The organism is Leucobacter sp. 1207-22 (genome assembly GCF_052850455.1).
Map to the genome: position 1 here is coordinate 60,114 of NZ_VXCR01000006.1, position 17,920 is coordinate 78,033.

Below are 17,920 nucleotides of genomic sequence, written 5' to 3' on the forward strand. Positions count from 1 at the left end.
TTTCGGGCCAAAACCCGAACATCGCACCACCCGCAGCTCAGCGCCCTGCAACGGTTTCTGAGCGCATCGAAAGGCCAGCATGACCTCTTCAACACCTCAGAACAACCCAGACCCAGCCGCTCAGCCTGAACCAACTCCGCAGCCAGCACCTGGCGCGGCAGTTCCGCAAAGCTGGGCATGGGCAAAGCCTGCACAGGTGATGGTGCCCCGCGTCGTCGAAACTGAGCCACTCGAATACCACCGTCTGTACCGCGGTGCTGCGAAGTATCAGTGGTGGAAGCCGCTCGTGCTGGTGCTGCTTGCGGGTGCGTTCTATATCGCTTTCAGCCTGCTGCTCAGCCTCGTGCTCATGCCGTTGATCATGGCGTTCGATCCCGAGTTCCTCATGCAGACAGCGAGTGGCGAGTCTGTTCTTGACACCCAGCGCCCGCTGAGCGTGCTGTACAGTCTCCTCGCGATCTCTTCGATGCTGCCAGCAGTCATCCTGGCGATGCTGTGCATGGGCATTCGCCCAACTGGTCGTGTGTGGTCTGTCGCTGGGCGGATCCGCTGGGGACTGCTTGGTCGCACCACACTCTTTGCGATCGCGGGCGTTGCCACGATGAACATCGTCGGTATCGCAGCAACGTATGCGCTTGATCCGAGCTCATTTGCAGTGACAAGCGACGATGTTCTCCCCGACTTCAGCCTGAATGCGGCGCTGCTCTCTGGCATTTTCATTCTGTTGCTCGTGCCGATCCAGGCAACCGCTGAAGAAGTGGTGTTCCGCGGTGTCGGTATGCAGGTATTTGGTTCATGGGTGAAGTCACCATGGCTTGCAGTGCTTGTTCCATCGGTGCTGTTCGCCATGGCGCACATCTACGACATCTGGGGCATGCTTGCGGTTGGCTTGATGGGTCTCGTTGCTGCATGGCTGGCCTGGCGCACAGGCGGCCTTGAAGCAGCAATCGCGATCCACGTGATCAACAACCTCGTTGCGTTTGGCTTCATGGCAAGTGGCACGAGCGGTGAGACCGCGCAGGTTGCGGAGGGCGGAAGCCTCGGCTCGATCATTGGCGAAGTCGCGGGTCTCGGTCTCTTCGCGTGGCTGGTCATTCGAAGCTTCAAGAAGCACGGTTACGGCCGCGAACGCATTGACCTGGTCGTGCGCGAAGTGCCGGTCACCGATGCGGCAGTTGCCTATGCGGCACCCGCTGCGCCGGAAGCCCCTGGGGCTCCCGATGCTCCCACCTCGACTGATTCTGATTCTCTGAAGGACACCCCCAATGCGTGAAGTCATCGTCACCGGCACGAGCACCACCGTGCTTGCAGCGGCACTTGAGTGCGCGCAGGTTGGCATCCGAGTGCGGATCGCGCCGGAGGCCGAAGGCGAGCAGCCGAATCCGCTGGGGATCCGCAGCGCAGGCGTTCGAGATGAGCACGGTGCATTTACCGAGTTTCTTGAGCACGTCTCAGCGCCGATTGGCGAGGGCGGCGCGGCTGAAGAGCGCACTCGTCCACACCGTACCGCGCCGACAGCGGTGGCCCTTCGCGGCCGTACTGGATCGTGGGGAGAGCAGCCGTGGCCTTCGGTCGTTGGCATCCCCGCAGTGCCGCTCGCTACGAAGACGACCGCGCTGATCGGTGGTCGTGCGTCAGCACGTGCGTACCTTGACCGGGTGAAGCCAGTGCTTACCATCGGCAAAGAATCTCAGCTCAGTCACCTCGTCGAGACTCGTGTTGGCGCTGTGGCGCGTGAACTCCTCGTTGAACCGTTTGTCTTTGAGCGCTTTGGCCGCCAGTCAACTGATGTCGAGGTAGCAACGGCAGCGCCTGGCCTCAACGAGGCACTCACACGCGTCGGCTCACTCACGGGTGCCGTACTTGCCACTGCCCCCGAGGCTGAAGCGCACGAAACACTCGTGCGCCCGGTCGCTGGTTGGGACGAGTTGCGTGCCGCACTCCTCGAACGGTTGGAGCCGTACGGCGCAGAGATGCTGCCTGCGCCACTGGCGTCGCTGCGCCGAGACGGCGATGCTTGGGTCGGGCGCGACATCACTGGCCACGAATTCCACGCTGACGCGGTCATCGTTGACGCAGACCATGCACTTGCCTCAACTCCTGGCGACTTGGCAGACGCATTGCAGGCGCTCTCCACTGAGCCAGCGCAGCACCGAGCGATCGCAGAAACGGTGATTGCTTCGCCAGACCGTGAACTTGCATCGCTCGAACTTGCAACGGATGGCGCGGGTCACACCTGGTCGATCCGTACTCGCAAGAACGATGACGGCACCTGGCACGCAGAGATCGCCGGTGAAGTTTTCGCTGTCGGGGCAGACATGCTGACAGCTGAGACAGCATCGATGCGCATGGGCGAGGCGCTTCAGAGCGTGGCGCTTGAACCGCGCGAAGCGATTGGTGCGCGGATCGAAGTCGCACCGTTTGCGCGGCGCGCTGAGCGTGATGCAGCAGAAGCCGCGTGCGCTGAGTTTGCAGAGGCTGAACTGACCTTGCTCATATGCGGACCAGCATTGCACGGTGCAGATTTGGCCGCAGCTGTTGGCGATGCGCGTGCGCAGGCACAGATTCTGCGCCGCCGACTCGTTGGAATTAGCAAGTAATCACCAACTTCACAAAAGACACCAGTGGTGAATCAAGAGTCCGTTATAGGCTTGCGAATGCACACATTCACCCGCGATCGGGAGGCGCATACATGAAGGGCAAAGTTGCTTTCGTATTGGGAGCGGCCGTCGGCTACGTACTGGGTACGCGAGCTGGGCGTGAACGGTATGCGCAGATTAAGCGCGGCGCGACACAGGTGTGGGAGTCCGCACCGGTGCAGAGCGGTGTTGATGCAGTCAACGGCGCCGTCGGCGCGCAGGTTGAGCGAGTCAAAGTCACGCTGATCGACGCAGGCAAGCGTGCGTTCACCGCTGTCGTGAACGGCACCGAGACGAAGCCCACGACAACTGCCAAGTCTGCGACGGCTGAGAAGCCTGCATCGGACGACGTGAAGGCTGCGGCGGCTGAGAAGCCCGTAGCTGAGCAGGAGGCGAAGTAATGAGTCCCCGTAAAGACGGCAGCCCCGGAACAGTCGAGCTGATCGCCCGACTTCCGTACCAGATTGTTCGTCTTGCGAAGGCTGAGATCAACAACGCCAAGGTTGAGGTCATCGCCAAGGCGAAGAAAGCTGGAATCGGCGCTGGTGCGATCGTTATCGCATTGTTCTTCTTGTTCTTCATGCTTGAAGCGCTCGTGATCGCGGCCATTGCCGCACTCGCGATTGTGTGGCCCTGGTGGCTTGCTGCGCTCACCGTTGCAGGTGCGTTGCTGTTGCTTGCCGCTGGCGCAATTGCTGGAGGCATTGCACTGATCCGCCGTGGAAATCCAGTGCCTGACGAGACCCTTGGCCGCCTGAACGGCGACCTTGAAGCTCTCAGTGAAGTGCAGATCAACGCGAGCGCAAAGCCGCAGCCATCAGCGCATCGAGTACCGCAGGTTGGCGAACAGGGGAATTGGCGATGAATCAGCAAGAACGTGCCGCGGGCGTCGCAGAGGCGCAGACCGCACGAGCAGAGCTGTACGACACGCTCTCGCTCCTTACAGACCGACTGAACTATGCGCAGCGCATCGACAACGCAGTAGATCGCACGAAGGCTCGTTTCTCCCGTTTGCGCAGCGAAAAGCCCGTCGAAGCAGTGGCAATCGTCGCAGGAGCAGCGGTGACTGCGGGCGTTGTTGTTTGGGCAATCGCGGCTGGATTGACACGCAAACGCTGATGCGTTAGTTGATCCGCCACAAAACGCTCGATTCGGTTTTAGACGAATTCGCGGGTAGCGTGGTGGAAAAGAGATATCGGTTCGTCGCTCGTTGTGGCGTCGGATTCGTATACAGTGGTTCAGTCCGTTGATGTGTTGAAGTGGGGATTATGTCGAATGAGACGAAGCCGCTAAGCGGCCTTCGTGTGCTCGTTCCCCGTGGAGGTACGTGGGGCGAACTCGTCTCGCAGGCACTTCGCGAGCGTGGAGCACAGACGGTGATTTCACCGCTCGTGGATTTCGCGCACACCAGTGAGGAAGAGACACTCGTCAAAAACCTCCAGCGTCTTGAGGCTGGCGAGTTTGACTGGATGACCGCGACGAGCGCAACCGTTGCAGACGTCCTGAAGCACCACGGTGCAGTCATTCACGAGCACACCAAGGTGGCTCTCGTGGGTGAGGCAACCGCTGTCGCGTTCCGCGACGCAGGTTACCCCGTAGATTTCACTCCTGATGAGTTCAACAACACGACTCACCAGCTGCTGAACGAATGGAAAGAGATCGATGAGGACAAGATCCTCAAGGTACTCACCCTTCGCTCAGATGTTGCACGTCCCGTGCTGACTGAAGGCTTGATCAGCCGCGGCCACGACGTCTCACAGGTGCTCGCGTTCCGCACCGTTGGCGTCCCAGCCGGTATCCAGATCCGTGAAGACGTCGAATCTGGGCACATCAACGCGATCCTCGTTGCATCGCCCAAGATCGCCGTTGAGGTCGAGAAGCAATTCCCTGACCGCCCTGAGACTACGATTCTTGCGTGCGTCGGCCCCGACACGATCCGTGCGGCTGAAGAGCTTGGCCTTCGCTCCCCAGACGTCGTGAATTCTGAGCAGCAGCAGGTCATCGCTGACGCGGTCGAAGCAACCATCGACCACAGCGACATGCTCGACTAATTGCTCTCACGGTTCCCTCAGCAGTGAGGGTGCTGTTTTGCGCGCGTTCTGTGTTGCTTTCTCGCGTTCTGTGTTGCTTTCTCGCGTTCTGTGTTGCTTTGCTCGCAACCCCTCGAGATCGACAGTTTCCGTCGAAACGAGGGGTTTCTTGCGCATGAAGCGGGTGGTTTCGTGAGAAGCGCCCCTTTTCGGTGGAGTGGAAGGCTGAGTGGGCTGAGTGGGCTGAGCGGCCGTGCGGGTCGAGCGCCCCAGCAACCCACTCACAACAACCACCCACACCACCCACACCACCCAATGCCAGCTCACCGCCCACTCCGGCGTAACCCTGCGACACAAGTCGTCACGCGGCGAAACCAGTTTTGAGGCCCGAATGGGCCCGCGGATAGGTTCGACTCATGACGAAGATCGAGACCACCACAGCTGGTAGCTTGCCCCGTACCCAGGCGCTCATTGATGCGAACAAGGCGCGTGCCTTCGAGGACGACGGCTTCACGCTCAAGTCGACCCCCGAGTTTGAAGCCCTCGTCACAGAGGCGGTGCGCGATGTCGTCGCGCGTCAGCGTGATCTCGGCATTACCCAGCCCGGCGACGGAGAATTCGGCAAGGCGATGTCGAACTCTGTGGACTACGGCGCGTGGTGGGCGTATTCGTTCCAACGCACCGCTGGTCTCTCACTCACGGGTGGAAACATCTTCACCGCGCCAGTGCAGCGTTCAGCCCCCGGAGACGTCAAGCTGACCTCGTTCCCCGACCGTCGTGATTGGACGATCTTTGCCGATGCGTACCAGGACCCGGAGTCGGGCATCGGCACCGGCAAGAACGCGACGGAGTTCCCTGCGACGACTGGCCCACTGAGTTTCATCGGCCAGGAAGCTGTGGCAAGCGACGTGCGCAACCTCAAGGCCGCATTGCTTCCTGGTGAGCAGGGGTTCATCACCTCGCTCGCGCCCGGCTGTGGTGCGCGCATCGAGAACGAGTACTACCAGACTGAGCAGGAACACATCGACGCGTGGGTCGAGGTGCAGCGCGAAGAGTTCAAGACGATCACCGACGCAGGCCTGATTGTGCAGATCGATGACCCCTCGCTTGCTGAGAACTGGGATCAGATCAATCCGGAGCCTTCGATCGAGGACTATCTCGCGTTCACGCAGATCCGCGTTGATGCGATCAATGAAGCGATCAAGGGTCTGCCGAAGGAACTCGTGCGCCTGCACCTGTGCTGGGGTTCGTGGCATGGTCCGCACTCGACTGACATTGAGCTCAAGCACATCCTCAAGACCATCCTCAGCGCGAACGTCGGCCAGATTTCGTTCGAAGCCGCGAACGCTCGTCACGAGCACGAGTGGGCGGTGTGGGAGGAAAACAAGGACATCATCCCTGACGACCTGATTCTTGTTCCCGGTGTGATTGGCCACTCGACAAATCTCATCGAGCATCCTGAACTCGTCGCGCAGCGCATCGAGCGCTTCGCAAAGGTTGTCGGCCCAGAACGCGTCATTGCTGCAACCGACTGCGGTCTTGGCGGTCGTGTTCACCCACAGATCGCGTGGGCAAAGCTTGAGTCGCTCGGTGAAGGCGCACGCATCGCGGGTGCACGAATCTAACGGCACGCACTCGCGCAGACACATAAGGGGCGCGGATCGGACATTGCCTGTCTGATCCGCGCCCCTCGTCACGTCTGTGAGGTCACAAGGTGCCTACACTGACGCGTGGGTGCCAACTATGCCGCGACGGTGACGATCTCGTCGAGGGGGCGGCGCTCGCGGGGAGCGGTCTCGCGCTCCTGGAGCATTTCGGGGAGGTGATCAACCGAGTCGGCGAGGGTGCCGAGGCTCGAAACGGTCACGGCGACCTGGTTGTCGCCGAGACCGAATGCTTCCTTCAGAGCTGCGGGGTCGAAACCACCCATCTGGTGAACGTAGAAGCCTTCGCTCTGCGCCTGGATGGAGAGGTGCGCGACTGCCTGGCCGAGATCGTAGTGTGCCCAGGGGCGCTCGTTGCCCTCTTCGTCAGCGATCTCTGCGACGGCAACGATGAGTGCCGATGCGCTGCCAGCCCATGCCTGGTTGAAGCCGACGAGCGCGTCAGTGATCTTGGCGAAGCCTTCGGAGCCACGGCGAGCAACGATGAAGTGCCAAGGCTGAACGTTGTTTGCGCTCGGTGCCCAGCGAGCTGCCTCGAAGATGCCGCGAAGTGCGTTCTCTGGGAACTCGTGGCTCGCGTCGAATGCGCGGGGGCTCCAGCGGTTGCTGAGGGTGTCAAGAATGGGGGCGCTGGTCTGCGCGGTACGGGGGCTCATATTGAGGCTTACTCCTTCATACGGTGATGTACGAAAGATGCAACATCAGATGTTGCCGGAGTATTCCAGCAAGTTCGATCGAAGTCGTCGCGACGAGTGAGGTTGTTGACCCGACGACGGCCAACTAGCCCAGCAATAATGCGATTGCTGCGAGCACCGGCAGCGAAGCGAATGTGGTGAGAAAGACGGTGTCGCGCACGAGCACCTCACCGCGCTGGTATGTCACCGCATAGGTGTAGACGTTCTGCGCGGTGGGCAGCGCGGCGATTGTCGTGGCGACGAACGTGGCGTGCGGATCAAGGCCAAACGCGATCGACAGGCCAAGCGCGACGAGGGGCATGCCGACCACCTTGAGTCCGGAAGCTGTGAACGCGGCAGCGCGTCCGCTTCCCGCGCTGAGCGGGCGCTGCCCGTGCAACGAGATGCCGAAGCTCAAGAGCACCATCGGGATTGAGGCGGCGCCGAGCATGTCGAGAGGCTCGACGATGAGCTGAGGTACGGGGACGGCGAAGAGCGCGCAGAGGTATCCGGCTGCCGTCGCAATGATGATGGGGCTGCGGAGTGTGCGCCCGAGCGCCTGTGTGACGGTCTTGAAAACTGAGGATGATCCGCCAGACCGGGCGAAATCGAGAATCGACAGCGTGACCGGGGCGAACACAATGAGTTGCACGAGCAGCAGGGGAGCGACGTATGCGGCATCGCCGAGAATGTACATGGCGACAGGCAAGCCCAGGTTGTTCGAGTTCACATACCCAGAAGCGGTTGCGCCGAGCGTAGTCGCAGCAAAGTCACGCTTGAACCACAGTCTGGAGGCGACAACAAACAGCAGGGCGACGGCGATGGCCGAGAGCGTCGTGACGAGCATGACCGGAGAAGTAAGCACCTTCGGATCGCTGCGCAACAACACCCCGAACAGCATCGCCGGCATCGCGACGTAAAACGCCACGTTGTTGAGCACCCGACGTTGCTCGCCCTTGACGATGCCAAGCCGCCCCGTGAGATACCCCGCTCCGATGATGACGAGGATGACGGTGAAGCCCTGCAATACGCCAAACATGAACGCGTCCTCCTAGATCGTGCGGGGTCAAGCCCGCAGGTCAATCGTATGCGGCGAGGCGTGCTGACTCAGGCGAACCGTTGCAGAGTTGAAATCAGAGGCACTGTTCGCGCCACCGGCGGGCACGTACCCTGTACAGAGTGATCGTTCCACTTCTTGTCGGTGTCGGCAGTGGCCTCTCTCTCATCGTTGCGATTGGCGCGCAGAATGCATTTGTGCTGCGACAGGGAATCCGACGAGAGCATGTGCTTCCGGTCGTGCTCATTTGTGGCCTCACTGATGCGGTGCTTGAGACGCTTGGTGTCGCTGGCATTGGGTTCGTTGTTGAGCGTGCTCCCGTTCTGCTTGAAATCATCCGCTGGGGCGGTGTGATCTTCCTGCTCTGGTACGCGTTCTCGGCTGCTCGTCGTGCAATGAAGCCGTCCGCGCTCGTTGCAGATGGTGCCGGGGAATCTTCGCTCAAGCGCACGGTGCTTGCGTGTCTTGCGATTACGTACCTGAACCCACACGTCTACCTCGACACGATGGTGCTCATGGGGTCGATTGGTAACGCGCAGGGTGACCCTGGCCGGTGGTGGTTTGCTCTCGGTGGCGCACTCGCGAGCATTGGCTGGTTCTTCTTGCTCGGGTACGGCGCTCGATTGCTGACGAGATTCTTCGCGACTCCGCGTGCGTGGCAGGTGCTTGACTGGATTGTGGCGATCATGATGGTGGTTATTGCCGCTCGCCTGATTTTCGGTGGCGCGGTTGGCTAGCCAGCAAGCCTGAAAGAATAGAGGTGTGACTGAAGAGAGCGCACCCATCCAAGACCGTCCAGGCGTCGGGCCGTGGCCTGGCGGCCGCGAAGAGTGGCCGACCGAGTCGTACTACGACCCAGAGCTGCTCGAGAACGGTGATTCACGCAATGTGATCGACCGGTACCGATACTGGACGATGGACGCGATTGTGGCGGATCTCGATGAGCATCGGCATCCCTTCCACGTCGCGATCGAGAACTGGCAGCACGACATGAACATTGGTTCGATCGTGCGTAGCGCCAACGCGTTTGCTGCAGACACCGTGCACATTGTGGGCCGTCGTCGTTGGAACAAGCGCGGTGCGATGGTGACTGACCGCTACCAGCACGTCGAGCATCGGGAGACCGTTGCCGACCTCGTTGTCTGGGCTCAGGCGGAGGGCCTGCCGATCATTGCGATCGACAACGTTCCCGGATGTGTTCCTCTCGAAACCTTCGAGTGGCCCGAGCGGTGCGTCATGCTCTTTGGGCAGGAGGGTCCCGGCCTCAGTGCGGAAGCCATCGAAGCGGCTGAAGCAGTCGTGGAGATCACGCAGTACGGTTCGACGCGATCGATCAACGCTTCTGCGGCTGCCGCAGTGTCGATGCACAACTGGGTCATGCAGCACTCAACGCTGCGACCGCGTCAGTAAGGATTTTTGGCCCCGCGTTGAGGGGGTCTTGCGCAGGGTTTCCGCATGACAGTTGCGGAGGCCCTGCGTTTTTGTGTGTCTACTCAGCTTTCTCAGTCGCCAAGAAATCAGCGTGCTCATCACGATTTTTTGATTTTAATAAACACTTGTAGTCTAGAAAGTATGCCTAAACATATAAAAAACAACAGTTTAGCAATGAAGTTCAGATCGATTGGCATGCTCTCGCTTACCGCGGTGATGGCTGGATCAATCGCTGCTCTCGCTCCGGTGGCGGCTCCCGCTCAGGCGGCACCGGCACAGACTTGCTCGCCAGATTCTCTCTATGCGCTGAGCAACCTGTACGACATGTCTGACACTGTTCAGGGGCAGATCCTTGAATACCAGGTTGACTCGAATGGTGTCGTCGACGGTGGCAGCTGGACGCCGTTCAGTGACATGATGACGGCGAAGAACAAGGTTCCAGGCCAGCAGGTCGCGCCTTTTGACGCGCTCGGCGTATCGCAGGATTGCTCGTTCTACTTCGTTTCGAATAACAACACGTCAGCAACCCCAAGCTCGGTCGACGTGTATCGATACAACCCGAACACCGACAGCAAGCCTGAAATTGTTCAGGCAAACATGTCGATGAATAGCCCCACGACGGGTAACGTCGTCGCTGGCGCGGTGGCGCCCAACGGTGAGTACTACTTCGGATACCTCTCACGCAACACTGCGGCAGACAACTCCGACGCTGAGGGCGAGGTCGTGCGCTTCCACCTCTACCGTTATGCATTCACCCCGGGCTCCGACCCGCAGGCAGTGGCGCAGCCGAATGAGCGCTCTGGTGAAGTGGCACATATTGACATCGCGGTGGACCCAGAGGTCTTTACAAACGCTGCGTTCATCCAGCTGTACGGCGATCTTGCGTTCGACGCTGACGGAAACATGATCTTGTACACAAGCTACGAGAACCCAGGCTTTGAATCGAATGAGCAGCTGTCTGCGGTGCTTCCCGCGGCCCAGTTCGAGTCGATCCCTGGCACATGGCGTGAGGCAGGTGCGGCAAAGTACCTTCCGGTGCCACGTGTTGATGTTCAGCCGACGCTCTACACGCAGAACGCTGCGCAGCCGGTTTACATGGGAACGGCATACACCGGTTCAGGTGACATGTACGTCATGTCGATTGGGCTCACCCATGAAGCCGAGGCGCCGCTGCAGGCCGTGTTCAACCAGCTCGACGTGACCACGCTCACGACGATTCCGGGCACTGAATCGGTGTCGAAGATTGCTGTTTCTGAGCTCGACCCGGCGCTGGGGAACGACGAGGCACGTTTCTACCCCTTCGACCTTGCTGGGTCAGGGCTCGCAACCAGTTTCTCTGCATCGCTTGAGGTTTCGGCACTGGTTGGCGACGATGACATTTTCAGCATGAGCGTTGCAGACCAGGCAGGAACGCAGCTCGGAAACACTTCGACGACACCAGGTGCGCTCAACGCACAGTTGACGTTGCCCGTTGCCCCCGGCACCTACACCGTGACGCAGCAGGTTTCGGCGAACGCTGATGCATACTCCACATCGTGGGCTTGCGTTGACGCGGGTGGTGCGAAGGTCGCTGCTGGTACCGGACTGGTCGCTGAGGCGAGGGTTGCGGGCGGAACCTCTGTGAACTGTGCTTTCTCGAACACGGTGAAGGAGAAGCTCGCTGTACCGGAGAATCCGAAGGTTTCCCAGGCGGTTCGCAATGCGGACGGTTCGGTGATTGATCCGCGCCTCGAACTCGCCACCACCGACGGTATTGATTACACGCTTTCGAATGCGCACCCGAAAGCGGGGGAGAAGGTCACCATCACCGCAACCCCGCAGAACGGGTTTGCACTTGATCGAGCAAATCTCCCCGCTGGATGGAAGTTCGACTCGGTGACGGGGACCGCCACCTTCACGGTGACACTGGACAAGCTCCCCGGCACGAATACCGACGGTGAAGAAGAACACATCGACGGCGCCGGGAGTAAGCCCCTCCCTGAGGATACTCAGACCCAGGGAGCGACTGGGCTCGCGAACACAGGTGCCGAGAGCGCCTGGCTGTTTGGTGCAGCGGGAGCGCTCTTGCTTGCGGGCGGCACCGTCATGCTGCTGCGTCGTCGAGCAGTGAAGTAACTCGTTCACGACCTGTCCTCGGACACAGCAGTGGCCCCTGCAGAACACATGTTCTACAGGGGCCACTGCTGTTGCAGGCCTTCTTGCTACAGGATGCCTGCGTTGCGGGGACGCTACTTGTTGCGACGGCCGCGCAGCACGACGGTGACACCAACAATGAGGAGCAGCACGCCGAGTCCGATTGTCGTGATGGTGATCCAGGTGATCGCATCCAGACTTCCTGATCCAAACGCCCGCTGGCCAACGTATGCACAGAACGCGAGGATCAGGGCGCCCCAAATGATGGGCCCGGTGCGCGGCCCGGTACGGTATGCCGGAGCCGGAGCCGGAGCCGGAGCCGGAGCCGGAGCCGGAGCCGGAGCCGGAGCCGGAGCCGGAGCCGGAGCCGGAGTCGGAGTCGGAGCTGCTGTCGCTTGCGCCTGAGTGGGCGCTGCCTGCGCTTCTTCCTGACTTGGCAGAACGGCTGTTGCCGCTTGCTGTTCTGGCTCCGCGACAGTTTCCGCGGTAATTTCTGAGTTCTTTTCTGAGTCTGCGGCTGGCAGATTCTCGTCTGTGTGACTCATCGGCTGACCTCCTCTTCAACGCGGGCGAGCTTCGTCTCGAGTTCGGCCTCACGGTTTTCGAGCTCGGCGCGGTTCTTGTTAGAGAGGCCAGGCTCGGTGAGCTGCCACTGTACGTGATCAAGCTCCTCGGTAATCTGCTCGGCAGCTCGCTGAGCCGCTTCTTCGGCTTTCACTCGTTCTGCATCTTCGTCCACCGAGCGAAGCGTTGACGAAGATGACGACGTTTCTGAACTCGCTACCTGGTGCAGAACGCGGATATTGCCTGCCAACACGTAGACGGTGATGTGGGGGAGATCCGCGCCCGACTGAGAAGCAGCCTTGCGCCCAGGGCGGTCGGTGCCATTCACTTCGATGGTTCGGCTCAACAGTGGTCCTGCGGTTCTGGCGCCCGCGATACCCGGCTCCTCGATATTGCCAGCGAGCACACGTAGCGTGACGATGGCAGGCGTCTCGACCGGGAGCGAGACATTCACGCGTCCGGCGCCGAGCCAAGCGGTGAGGTCGCCGTCTTCTGGTTGCAGGTCGGTGAGGTCGAGATCCATGTCGCCAGCAATCACCACGGCACCGGGAGCCTGGCCAGCGGGAACGTACATGTTGCCGAACGGCTGGAACCGCGAACCCCAGGGGAACACTGCCGTGACAAGGAGCGCAACGACACCGACCGTTGCAAAGAAACCAACGACCCCGGTACTGCGGCCCCGGATGCCAGCGACAATGAGCGATACCGCCAGCACAACGAGTGCGCCAGTGATACCCGCGACGAGTGAGGCAGGCACTCCCGTTTCAAACGGCAAATGCGCATTGAATGTGAGTGCCCAGATCGCGCAGGCACCAGCGGCGAGAAGCGCAAACGCGAGGGTGATGATGACGTGACCTGCACCGAGCTTGCGAGCGTCATGGTGTGCTGCATACTGCGCACTCCACTCGTCTGCCTTGCGTCCGACGTCGTCACCCCACTTGGATGCCTTTTCACCGGTACGCTCGCCCCACTCAGAGACATTTTGTTCCCAGCCGCTCATGCGCTGTTCCCAGGTGGGCTGGGTGGTGCCAGCTGTGGGGGCGGATCCGCCAGCCGACGCAGCAAACCCAGCCGCCGTTGGCGTGGTCGTCGCCGTTGGCTCTCCAGTGGGCGTGGGCGTAGGTGTGGGTGTGGCCGTTGTCGCCGTAGGCTCACCCGCGGTCGTGTATTCGCCCGGGCTTGCGTTCATGTTTGCAGTCGCATCTGTAGCCGCACTCGCTGCGTTCTGCTTGCGACCGTGCTTCAGCGCGACGCGGCTGATCCACCATGCAGCGCCGCTCGCGATGGCAACCCACAGAGCGATGGTGAAGAGCACCTGCAGCCAGTCAGGGAACATCGAGGTGCTCCAGCCCCAGCCCCAGTTCCAGAGGCCGAACGGGCTTACCGAGCCGGGTGAGAGGATTCGGAAGATCGCCGGAATCACCACAACGACCGCAATAATTACTGCGGCGGTGACGACTCCGGCCGACGCTCGCCCCCGGAACAGTTCCTCCAGGTGGATACGCCCATGGGCATCAGGCAGCAAGAGCCAGCCTGCAAGGTACAGCAGCAGGCCGGGGCCACCGAGTACGGCAAGCACGATAAAGATTCCGCGCACAATGAGCGGATCGATGCCCGCCTTTGCCGCGAGGCCACCGGCAACGCCGGCGAACCAGCGGTCGCTGCCGCGGGTGATGCCGAGTCCACGTAGCCACGTGAAGAACGGGGTGCCGAAGGGGGCATTGCCGTTCTGATTCGGTTCGGGTGTGGTGTTCATACTTCGAGTTTGCTGGATGCGCGCGAACCCTGCCATCGGGGTTTCCCCTGAGCGACCCCTGATCCTCGCCCCTGAGGGTGCGGGGTGCCCCCGTTGGCTGCTTTGATAGAACCATGAACAGACCCCCGCTCGTACGCGCGAAGGACGACCGTGTCCTCGCAGGAGTCTGTGCTGGCCTCGCCGCGCACCTCGGCGTACCAGTCATCGGGGTGCGGATCGCATTCGCCGTGCTCGCGCTCGCCGCAGGCGCGGGGCCACTCCTCTACGTGTGGCTGTGGGCAACGGTGCCTCCCGAGGGAGAACTGCAGCCGATTGTGCCGTTGCGCCGGGCGTTGACGCGGCCAGCTGCTGATGCGGGGGCGGGTAATGGCGTTGGTGCTGGAGCGACGGCCGCGGCAACTGCTGGTGCTGGTGTGGCACCTGTTGCGCCTGCAGTCGTTGCCGCGCCTGATGTGGCTGCTGTGGCGGCTGCTGTGAGTGTGGCTTCACCGTCGACGGCTGCCCCCGTGCCCGCAGCGCCCGAGGCCACTCCCAGGCCTGCCGTGGCGGAGCTGAGCGATCCGCCAGCCCCTGACCGTGTGAATGTGTTCCGCTGGCCCGTCGCCGAACTCCTCCTCGGCGCAGGATTCCTCATCGCTGGAATCGCACTCGTGCTCGACCGCTTCGGCGTACGCTTCGACCTCACCTTCATCCTTCCCGCACTCGCGGTGCTCGTTGGCGTCGGACTCACCTGGTGGCAATTCACCGACCGCCGCAATCCCGAACGCAACATGGTGCCCCGGGTGCTCGGCGCCCTCGCGCTTGTTGCCGCCGGAGTGCTCATGTTCTTCGTCACCTCTCGCGAACCGAGCGCACTCACCGTCATCAGCGCAGCCTTTGCCGTGCTGGCCGGAGTCGCCCTCGCCATCGCGCCATGGCTCCTGCGCCTGAACCGGGAGCTTGTTGCGGAGCGATCCGCCCGCGCCCGCGAAGAGGAGCGCTCCGAGATCGCGGCGCACCTGCATGACTCGGTATTGCAGACGCTCGCGCTCATCCAGCAGCGATCCACACCCGGGAGTGAAGTGGCGCGGATCGCCCGCGGTCAAGAACGCGAACTCCGCGAGTGGCTGTTCCGCGCTGGCGATGGTGCTCCCGCGCGCGAGCGAGAACTCGCTGGCGAAGAGCTGCGCGCCCATGCCTCTGTGCTCGAGGAAGCGCATGCGGTGCGCTTCGAGGTGGTCGAAGTGGGTTCCGCTGGCATCGCCCCAGAATCGATCATTGGTGCCGCTCGCGAAGCGATGCTCAACGCGGCGAGGCATGCGGGCGGTGACGTAACGGTGTACCTGGAGGCGACCGCAGACACGATCCGCATCGACATCACTGATCGCGGCCCCGGCCTCGACCTGACGAGCCTCCCTGACGGTCGAATGGGGGTGCGTGAGTCGATCCTCGGGCGCATGGAGCGTGCCGGTGGCACGGCGCGGATCGTGCCGGGCCCGAGCGGAGGCACATCGGTGCGATTGAGTATTCCTCGGGTGGTATCGGCCGCCGCGAGCCCAGATTCTCCGGAAGGAACCACGAATGACTGAGCTGCAAGGTGCCGAAAACGTTCCAGGTGCCCAGAGCGTCCCGGGTGGTCAGGGCGGTCCGGGTGCCCAGATCCGCGTCGTCATCGTGGACGATCACCAGATTTTCCGTACGGGACTGCGTGCCGAACTCGGGCCGGAACTTGATGTCGTTGGGGAGGCAGCAACCGTTGACGAGGCCGTCGCCGTAATTGCTGAGACGCTTCCCGAGGTGGTGCTCCTTGACGTGCACCTGCCTGGCGGCGCTGGTGGCGGCGGAGCCGAGGTGCTGCAACGCATCGCAGGCACGCCTTCAGGCGCCGTCGCCCGTGCGCTAGCGTTGAGCGTTTCTGATGCTGCAGATGATGTGGTGACAGTGATCCGCGCTGGTGCCAGGGGGTACCTCACGAAGGCGGCTTCTGGCGCAGAAGTCACCGCCGCTGCGGTGCGCGTGCACGGTGGCGACGCGGTCTTCTCGCCGCGGCTGGCTGGGTTCGTGCTTGATGCCTTTGGAACCGGCGGGGGTGAGACCGCGGCTGCCGATGACGAGCTTGACCGGCTATCTGCCCGCGAGCAGGAGGTCATGCGCATGATCGCCCGTGGCTATGCGTACAAGGAGGTAGCTGCTGAGCTCTTCCTGTCGGTAAAGACGGTGGAAACCCATGTTTCTAAGGTGTTGCGCAAGCTGCAGCTGTCGAACCGGCATGAACTTACCGCGTGGGCGTTGTCGCGGCGGCTGTTGTAGGGCGGGTGCTGCTCAGATTCAGTCACGCTCGGCCATTTCTGGTCGTGGTTGACGACGGGGCCTGCCTACCTCTTGAAATCTGCCGTCGATAAGACGAATATCGCTCAAAACGTCTTGTCGACGGCAGATTTGCAGACGAGGGCTGATGAGGCCAGACACGGGCAAAAGCTGGCAGAGTTGCGCCTCAGAGAAGGGCAGTGCGGCACACACAAAAGGTGGTGGGCCTCGCGCCAGCGAGACCCACCACCTTCATCAGAGGGACCGACGGGAATCGAACCCGCGTTCTCAGCTTGGGAAGCTGATGTCTTACCATTAGACGACGATCCCAGATTGCGTTGCCGCAACCCTACGAGCGTATCAGAATGAGAGCCCGCAAGCCCCCATTCTGACGCCGTAATTATGCGCCGCAGACTGCTTTCTCGGCGATGACGTTCGCCTGTGCTTCTGCGGTCCAGCCCATCTCGGGCGCTGCGCCGTTCTCAGCTGCGATTGCAGCGAGCTCGAACGCAAGCGCGCGAGCGAAACCGGTACCAGCGGTCGAGTTGTTCAGCGCAACTGCGACGGTGAACTTGGTCTCGGGGTCCTGGTATGCGGCGCTCATGGTGCCGGTAAGCGTGCCAGCGTGGCCGAGCAGCGGGCCGACCTTCTCGACGCCGAAGCCCCACTCAGGTCCGCCTGCTTCGATCTCGTTGGTGGGGTTACCCTCTTTGTCGCGCTCAGGGTTCGTGGCTGGCTCAACCTTGGTGGTGACGCCCGCCTGCTTCGGGCCACCGAAGGTGCCGTCGAAGTATGCGTCGTAGAAGCGCTTCATGTCGGTAACCGTGGTCACTGCCGCGCCTGGGCCTGAAATCATCGAAGTGCTGACGCCAGAAACAGAAATATCTTCTGCGTCACACACAACATCGCCGCCACTCTTGGGGTAAGCGAGCGGTGAGAGACCATCTTCAGCGAGGTGTACCTCGTCAACGGCGGGAATGTACGACGACTTCATGCCGACGACACCGAAGAGGGAGTCTGCGTAGAGGTCACGTTCTGACACTGCTGAGTCGATGCGAAGTGCACGGCTCAAAAGAAGTGCGTTCGCATCTGACTCATGGAAGTCAAGGCCTGGCCAGGAGAGGGGCGAGCGTGCAAAGGTGTTCGCAAGCAGCTCTTGCTCCTCAAAACGACGCTCGGGCGTGACGAGGTTGATGTTCTCGAAGCCCTTCTTGTAGTCGGCAAGACCCGAACGCTGCGTGCACAGCTGCTCGAAGGTGATGTCGTCGAGGTGAGCCTGACGCGACAGCACATCGGCGACAGGCTGATCGAGCTTGAGCTCACCCTTGCCGACCTTGTCGAGGAGAATGGCACACGCGAACGGAGTCGCGGTCTGCGCAGCGTTGAACTGCGATCCGCCGTCAATGCCCTCGCCGAAGCCCTGTACGTACTCGCCCTCGGACGTCCAGACACCAACAACGGCTTCTGTCGATCCGCTCTTCTCCATGGCGTTCTTGACTGCGGTCTCGAAGCTGCCTGCAAGGCCGTCACTGACGGTGCTGGAGCTTGAATCACCGCCGATCTGACCCGTTCCGCTGCATGCGGTGAGGCTGAGGGCGACGACCGCGAGGGCACCCACGGTGGCGACGCGAGTGCGTCGGGCAAAGGTTGCGAACACGAAAACCGCCAATCCTGCTTACTGGTTGC

General features: G+C 61.6%; 17 protein-coding genes and 1 tRNA gene. 12 read left to right on the top strand and 6 right to left on the bottom strand.

Annotated features, from left to right (window positions below):
* Positions 1-79: 79 nt before the first annotated feature.
* From FW756_RS11000 to FW756_RS11030, 7 genes are all read left to right on the top strand, one after another.
* Positions 80-1,273 (top strand): CPBP family intramembrane glutamic endopeptidase, encoded by a 1,194-nt coding sequence (locus tag FW756_RS11000; RefSeq protein WP_446430202.1) that lies wholly within the window; start codon positions 80-82, stop codon positions 1,271-1,273.
* Positions 1,266-2,600: a hypothetical protein gene (locus FW756_RS11005; RefSeq protein WP_446430203.1), complete on the top strand. Its 1,335-nt coding sequence runs from the start codon at positions 1,266-1,268 to the stop codon at positions 2,598-2,600. The genes FW756_RS11000 and FW756_RS11005 overlap by 8 nt, the downstream gene beginning before the upstream one ends.
* A gap of 92 nt (positions 2,601-2,692) precedes the next feature.
* A complete protein-coding gene (locus FW756_RS11010; RefSeq protein WP_446430204.1) occupies positions 2,693-3,040 on the top strand; it encodes a YtxH domain-containing protein in 348 nt (115 codons plus the stop codon).
* On the top strand, positions 3,040-3,504 hold the full coding sequence (locus FW756_RS11015; protein WP_446430205.1) for a phage holin family protein: 465 nt from the start codon (positions 3,040-3,042) through the stop codon (positions 3,502-3,504). Before FW756_RS11010 ends, FW756_RS11015 begins: the two co-directional genes overlap by 1 nt.
* Positions 3,501-3,758, top strand: a complete 258-nt coding sequence (locus FW756_RS11020) for a DUF3618 domain-containing protein (RefSeq protein WP_446430206.1) — start codon at positions 3,501-3,503, stop codon at positions 3,756-3,758. Before FW756_RS11015 ends, FW756_RS11020 begins: the two co-directional genes overlap by 4 nt.
* Before the next feature lie 149 nt (positions 3,759-3,907).
* Positions 3,908-4,690: a uroporphyrinogen-III synthase gene (locus tag FW756_RS11025; protein WP_446430207.1), complete on the top strand. Its 783-nt coding sequence runs from the start codon at positions 3,908-3,910 to the stop codon at positions 4,688-4,690.
* 395 nt (positions 4,691-5,085) lie between these two features.
* Positions 5,086-6,294 carry a cobalamin-independent methionine synthase II family protein gene (locus FW756_RS11030; RefSeq protein WP_446430208.1) on the top strand — a complete coding sequence of 403 codons (1,209 nt, stop codon included), beginning with the start codon at positions 5,086-5,088 and terminating at the stop codon, positions 6,292-6,294.
* Positions 6,295-6,410: 116 nt separating this feature from the next.
* Here FW756_RS11030 and FW756_RS11035 read toward each other — a convergent pair whose 3' ends face one another.
* Both FW756_RS11035 and FW756_RS11040 read right to left on the bottom strand, forming a co-directional pair.
* Complete coding sequence (locus tag FW756_RS11035) at positions 6,411-6,989, bottom strand: nitroreductase family protein (RefSeq protein WP_446430209.1); 579 nt, start codon at positions 6,987-6,989, stop codon at positions 6,411-6,413.
* Positions 6,990-7,113: 124 nt separating this feature from the next.
* Positions 7,114-8,046, bottom strand: coding sequence for an AEC family transporter (locus FW756_RS11040; RefSeq protein WP_446430210.1), 933 nt, complete (start codon positions 8,044-8,046; stop codon positions 7,114-7,116).
* Positions 8,047-8,186: 140 nt separating this feature from the next.
* Between FW756_RS11040 and FW756_RS11045 the strand changes: the two genes are divergently transcribed.
* From FW756_RS11045 to FW756_RS11055, 3 genes are all read left to right on the top strand, one after another.
* On the top strand, positions 8,187-8,801 hold the full coding sequence (locus FW756_RS11045; RefSeq protein WP_446430211.1) for a LysE/ArgO family amino acid transporter: 615 nt from the start codon (positions 8,187-8,189) through the stop codon (positions 8,799-8,801).
* A 25-nt stretch (positions 8,802-8,826) separates the two neighbouring features.
* Complete coding sequence (locus FW756_RS11050; protein WP_446430212.1) at positions 8,827-9,474, top strand: TrmH family RNA methyltransferase; 648 nt, start codon at positions 8,827-8,829, stop codon at positions 9,472-9,474.
* 195 nt (positions 9,475-9,669) lie between these two features.
* Positions 9,670-11,610, top strand: coding sequence for an LPXTG cell wall anchor domain-containing protein (locus tag FW756_RS11055; RefSeq protein ID WP_446430213.1), 1,941 nt, complete (start codon positions 9,670-9,672; stop codon positions 11,608-11,610).
* A gap of 113 nt (positions 11,611-11,723) precedes the next feature.
* Here the strand turns inward: FW756_RS11055 and FW756_RS11060 are convergent, their stop codons facing one another.
* Positions 11,724-12,173, bottom strand: a complete 450-nt coding sequence (locus FW756_RS11060) for a hypothetical protein (protein WP_446430214.1) — start codon at positions 12,171-12,173, stop codon at positions 11,724-11,726.
* Complete coding sequence (locus FW756_RS11065) at positions 12,170-13,948, bottom strand: PspC domain-containing protein (protein WP_446430215.1); 1,779 nt, start codon at positions 13,946-13,948, stop codon at positions 12,170-12,172. The genes FW756_RS11060 and FW756_RS11065 overlap by 4 nt, the downstream gene beginning before the upstream one ends.
* A 113-nt stretch (positions 13,949-14,061) precedes the next feature.
* Here FW756_RS11065 and FW756_RS11070 point away from each other — a divergent pair, with 113 nt between their 5' ends.
* Positions 14,062-15,516, top strand: coding sequence for a PspC domain-containing protein (locus FW756_RS11070; RefSeq protein WP_446430216.1), 1,455 nt, complete (start codon positions 14,062-14,064; stop codon positions 15,514-15,516).
* Entirely contained in the window at positions 15,509-16,237 is a 729-nt protein-coding gene (locus tag FW756_RS11075) for a LuxR C-terminal-related transcriptional regulator (RefSeq protein ID WP_446430217.1), read from the top strand. Before FW756_RS11070 ends, FW756_RS11075 begins: the two co-directional genes overlap by 8 nt.
* A gap of 256 nt (positions 16,238-16,493) precedes the next feature.
* Here the strand turns inward: FW756_RS11075 and FW756_RS11080 are convergent.
* Positions 16,494-16,564 (bottom strand) — tRNA-Gly (locus FW756_RS11080).
* Between the two features lie 70 nt (positions 16,565-16,634).
* Positions 16,635-17,891, bottom strand: a complete 1,257-nt coding sequence (locus FW756_RS11085; RefSeq protein ID WP_446430218.1) for a serine hydrolase domain-containing protein — start codon at positions 17,889-17,891, stop codon at positions 16,635-16,637.
* Positions 17,892-17,920: the final 29 nt, after the last annotated feature.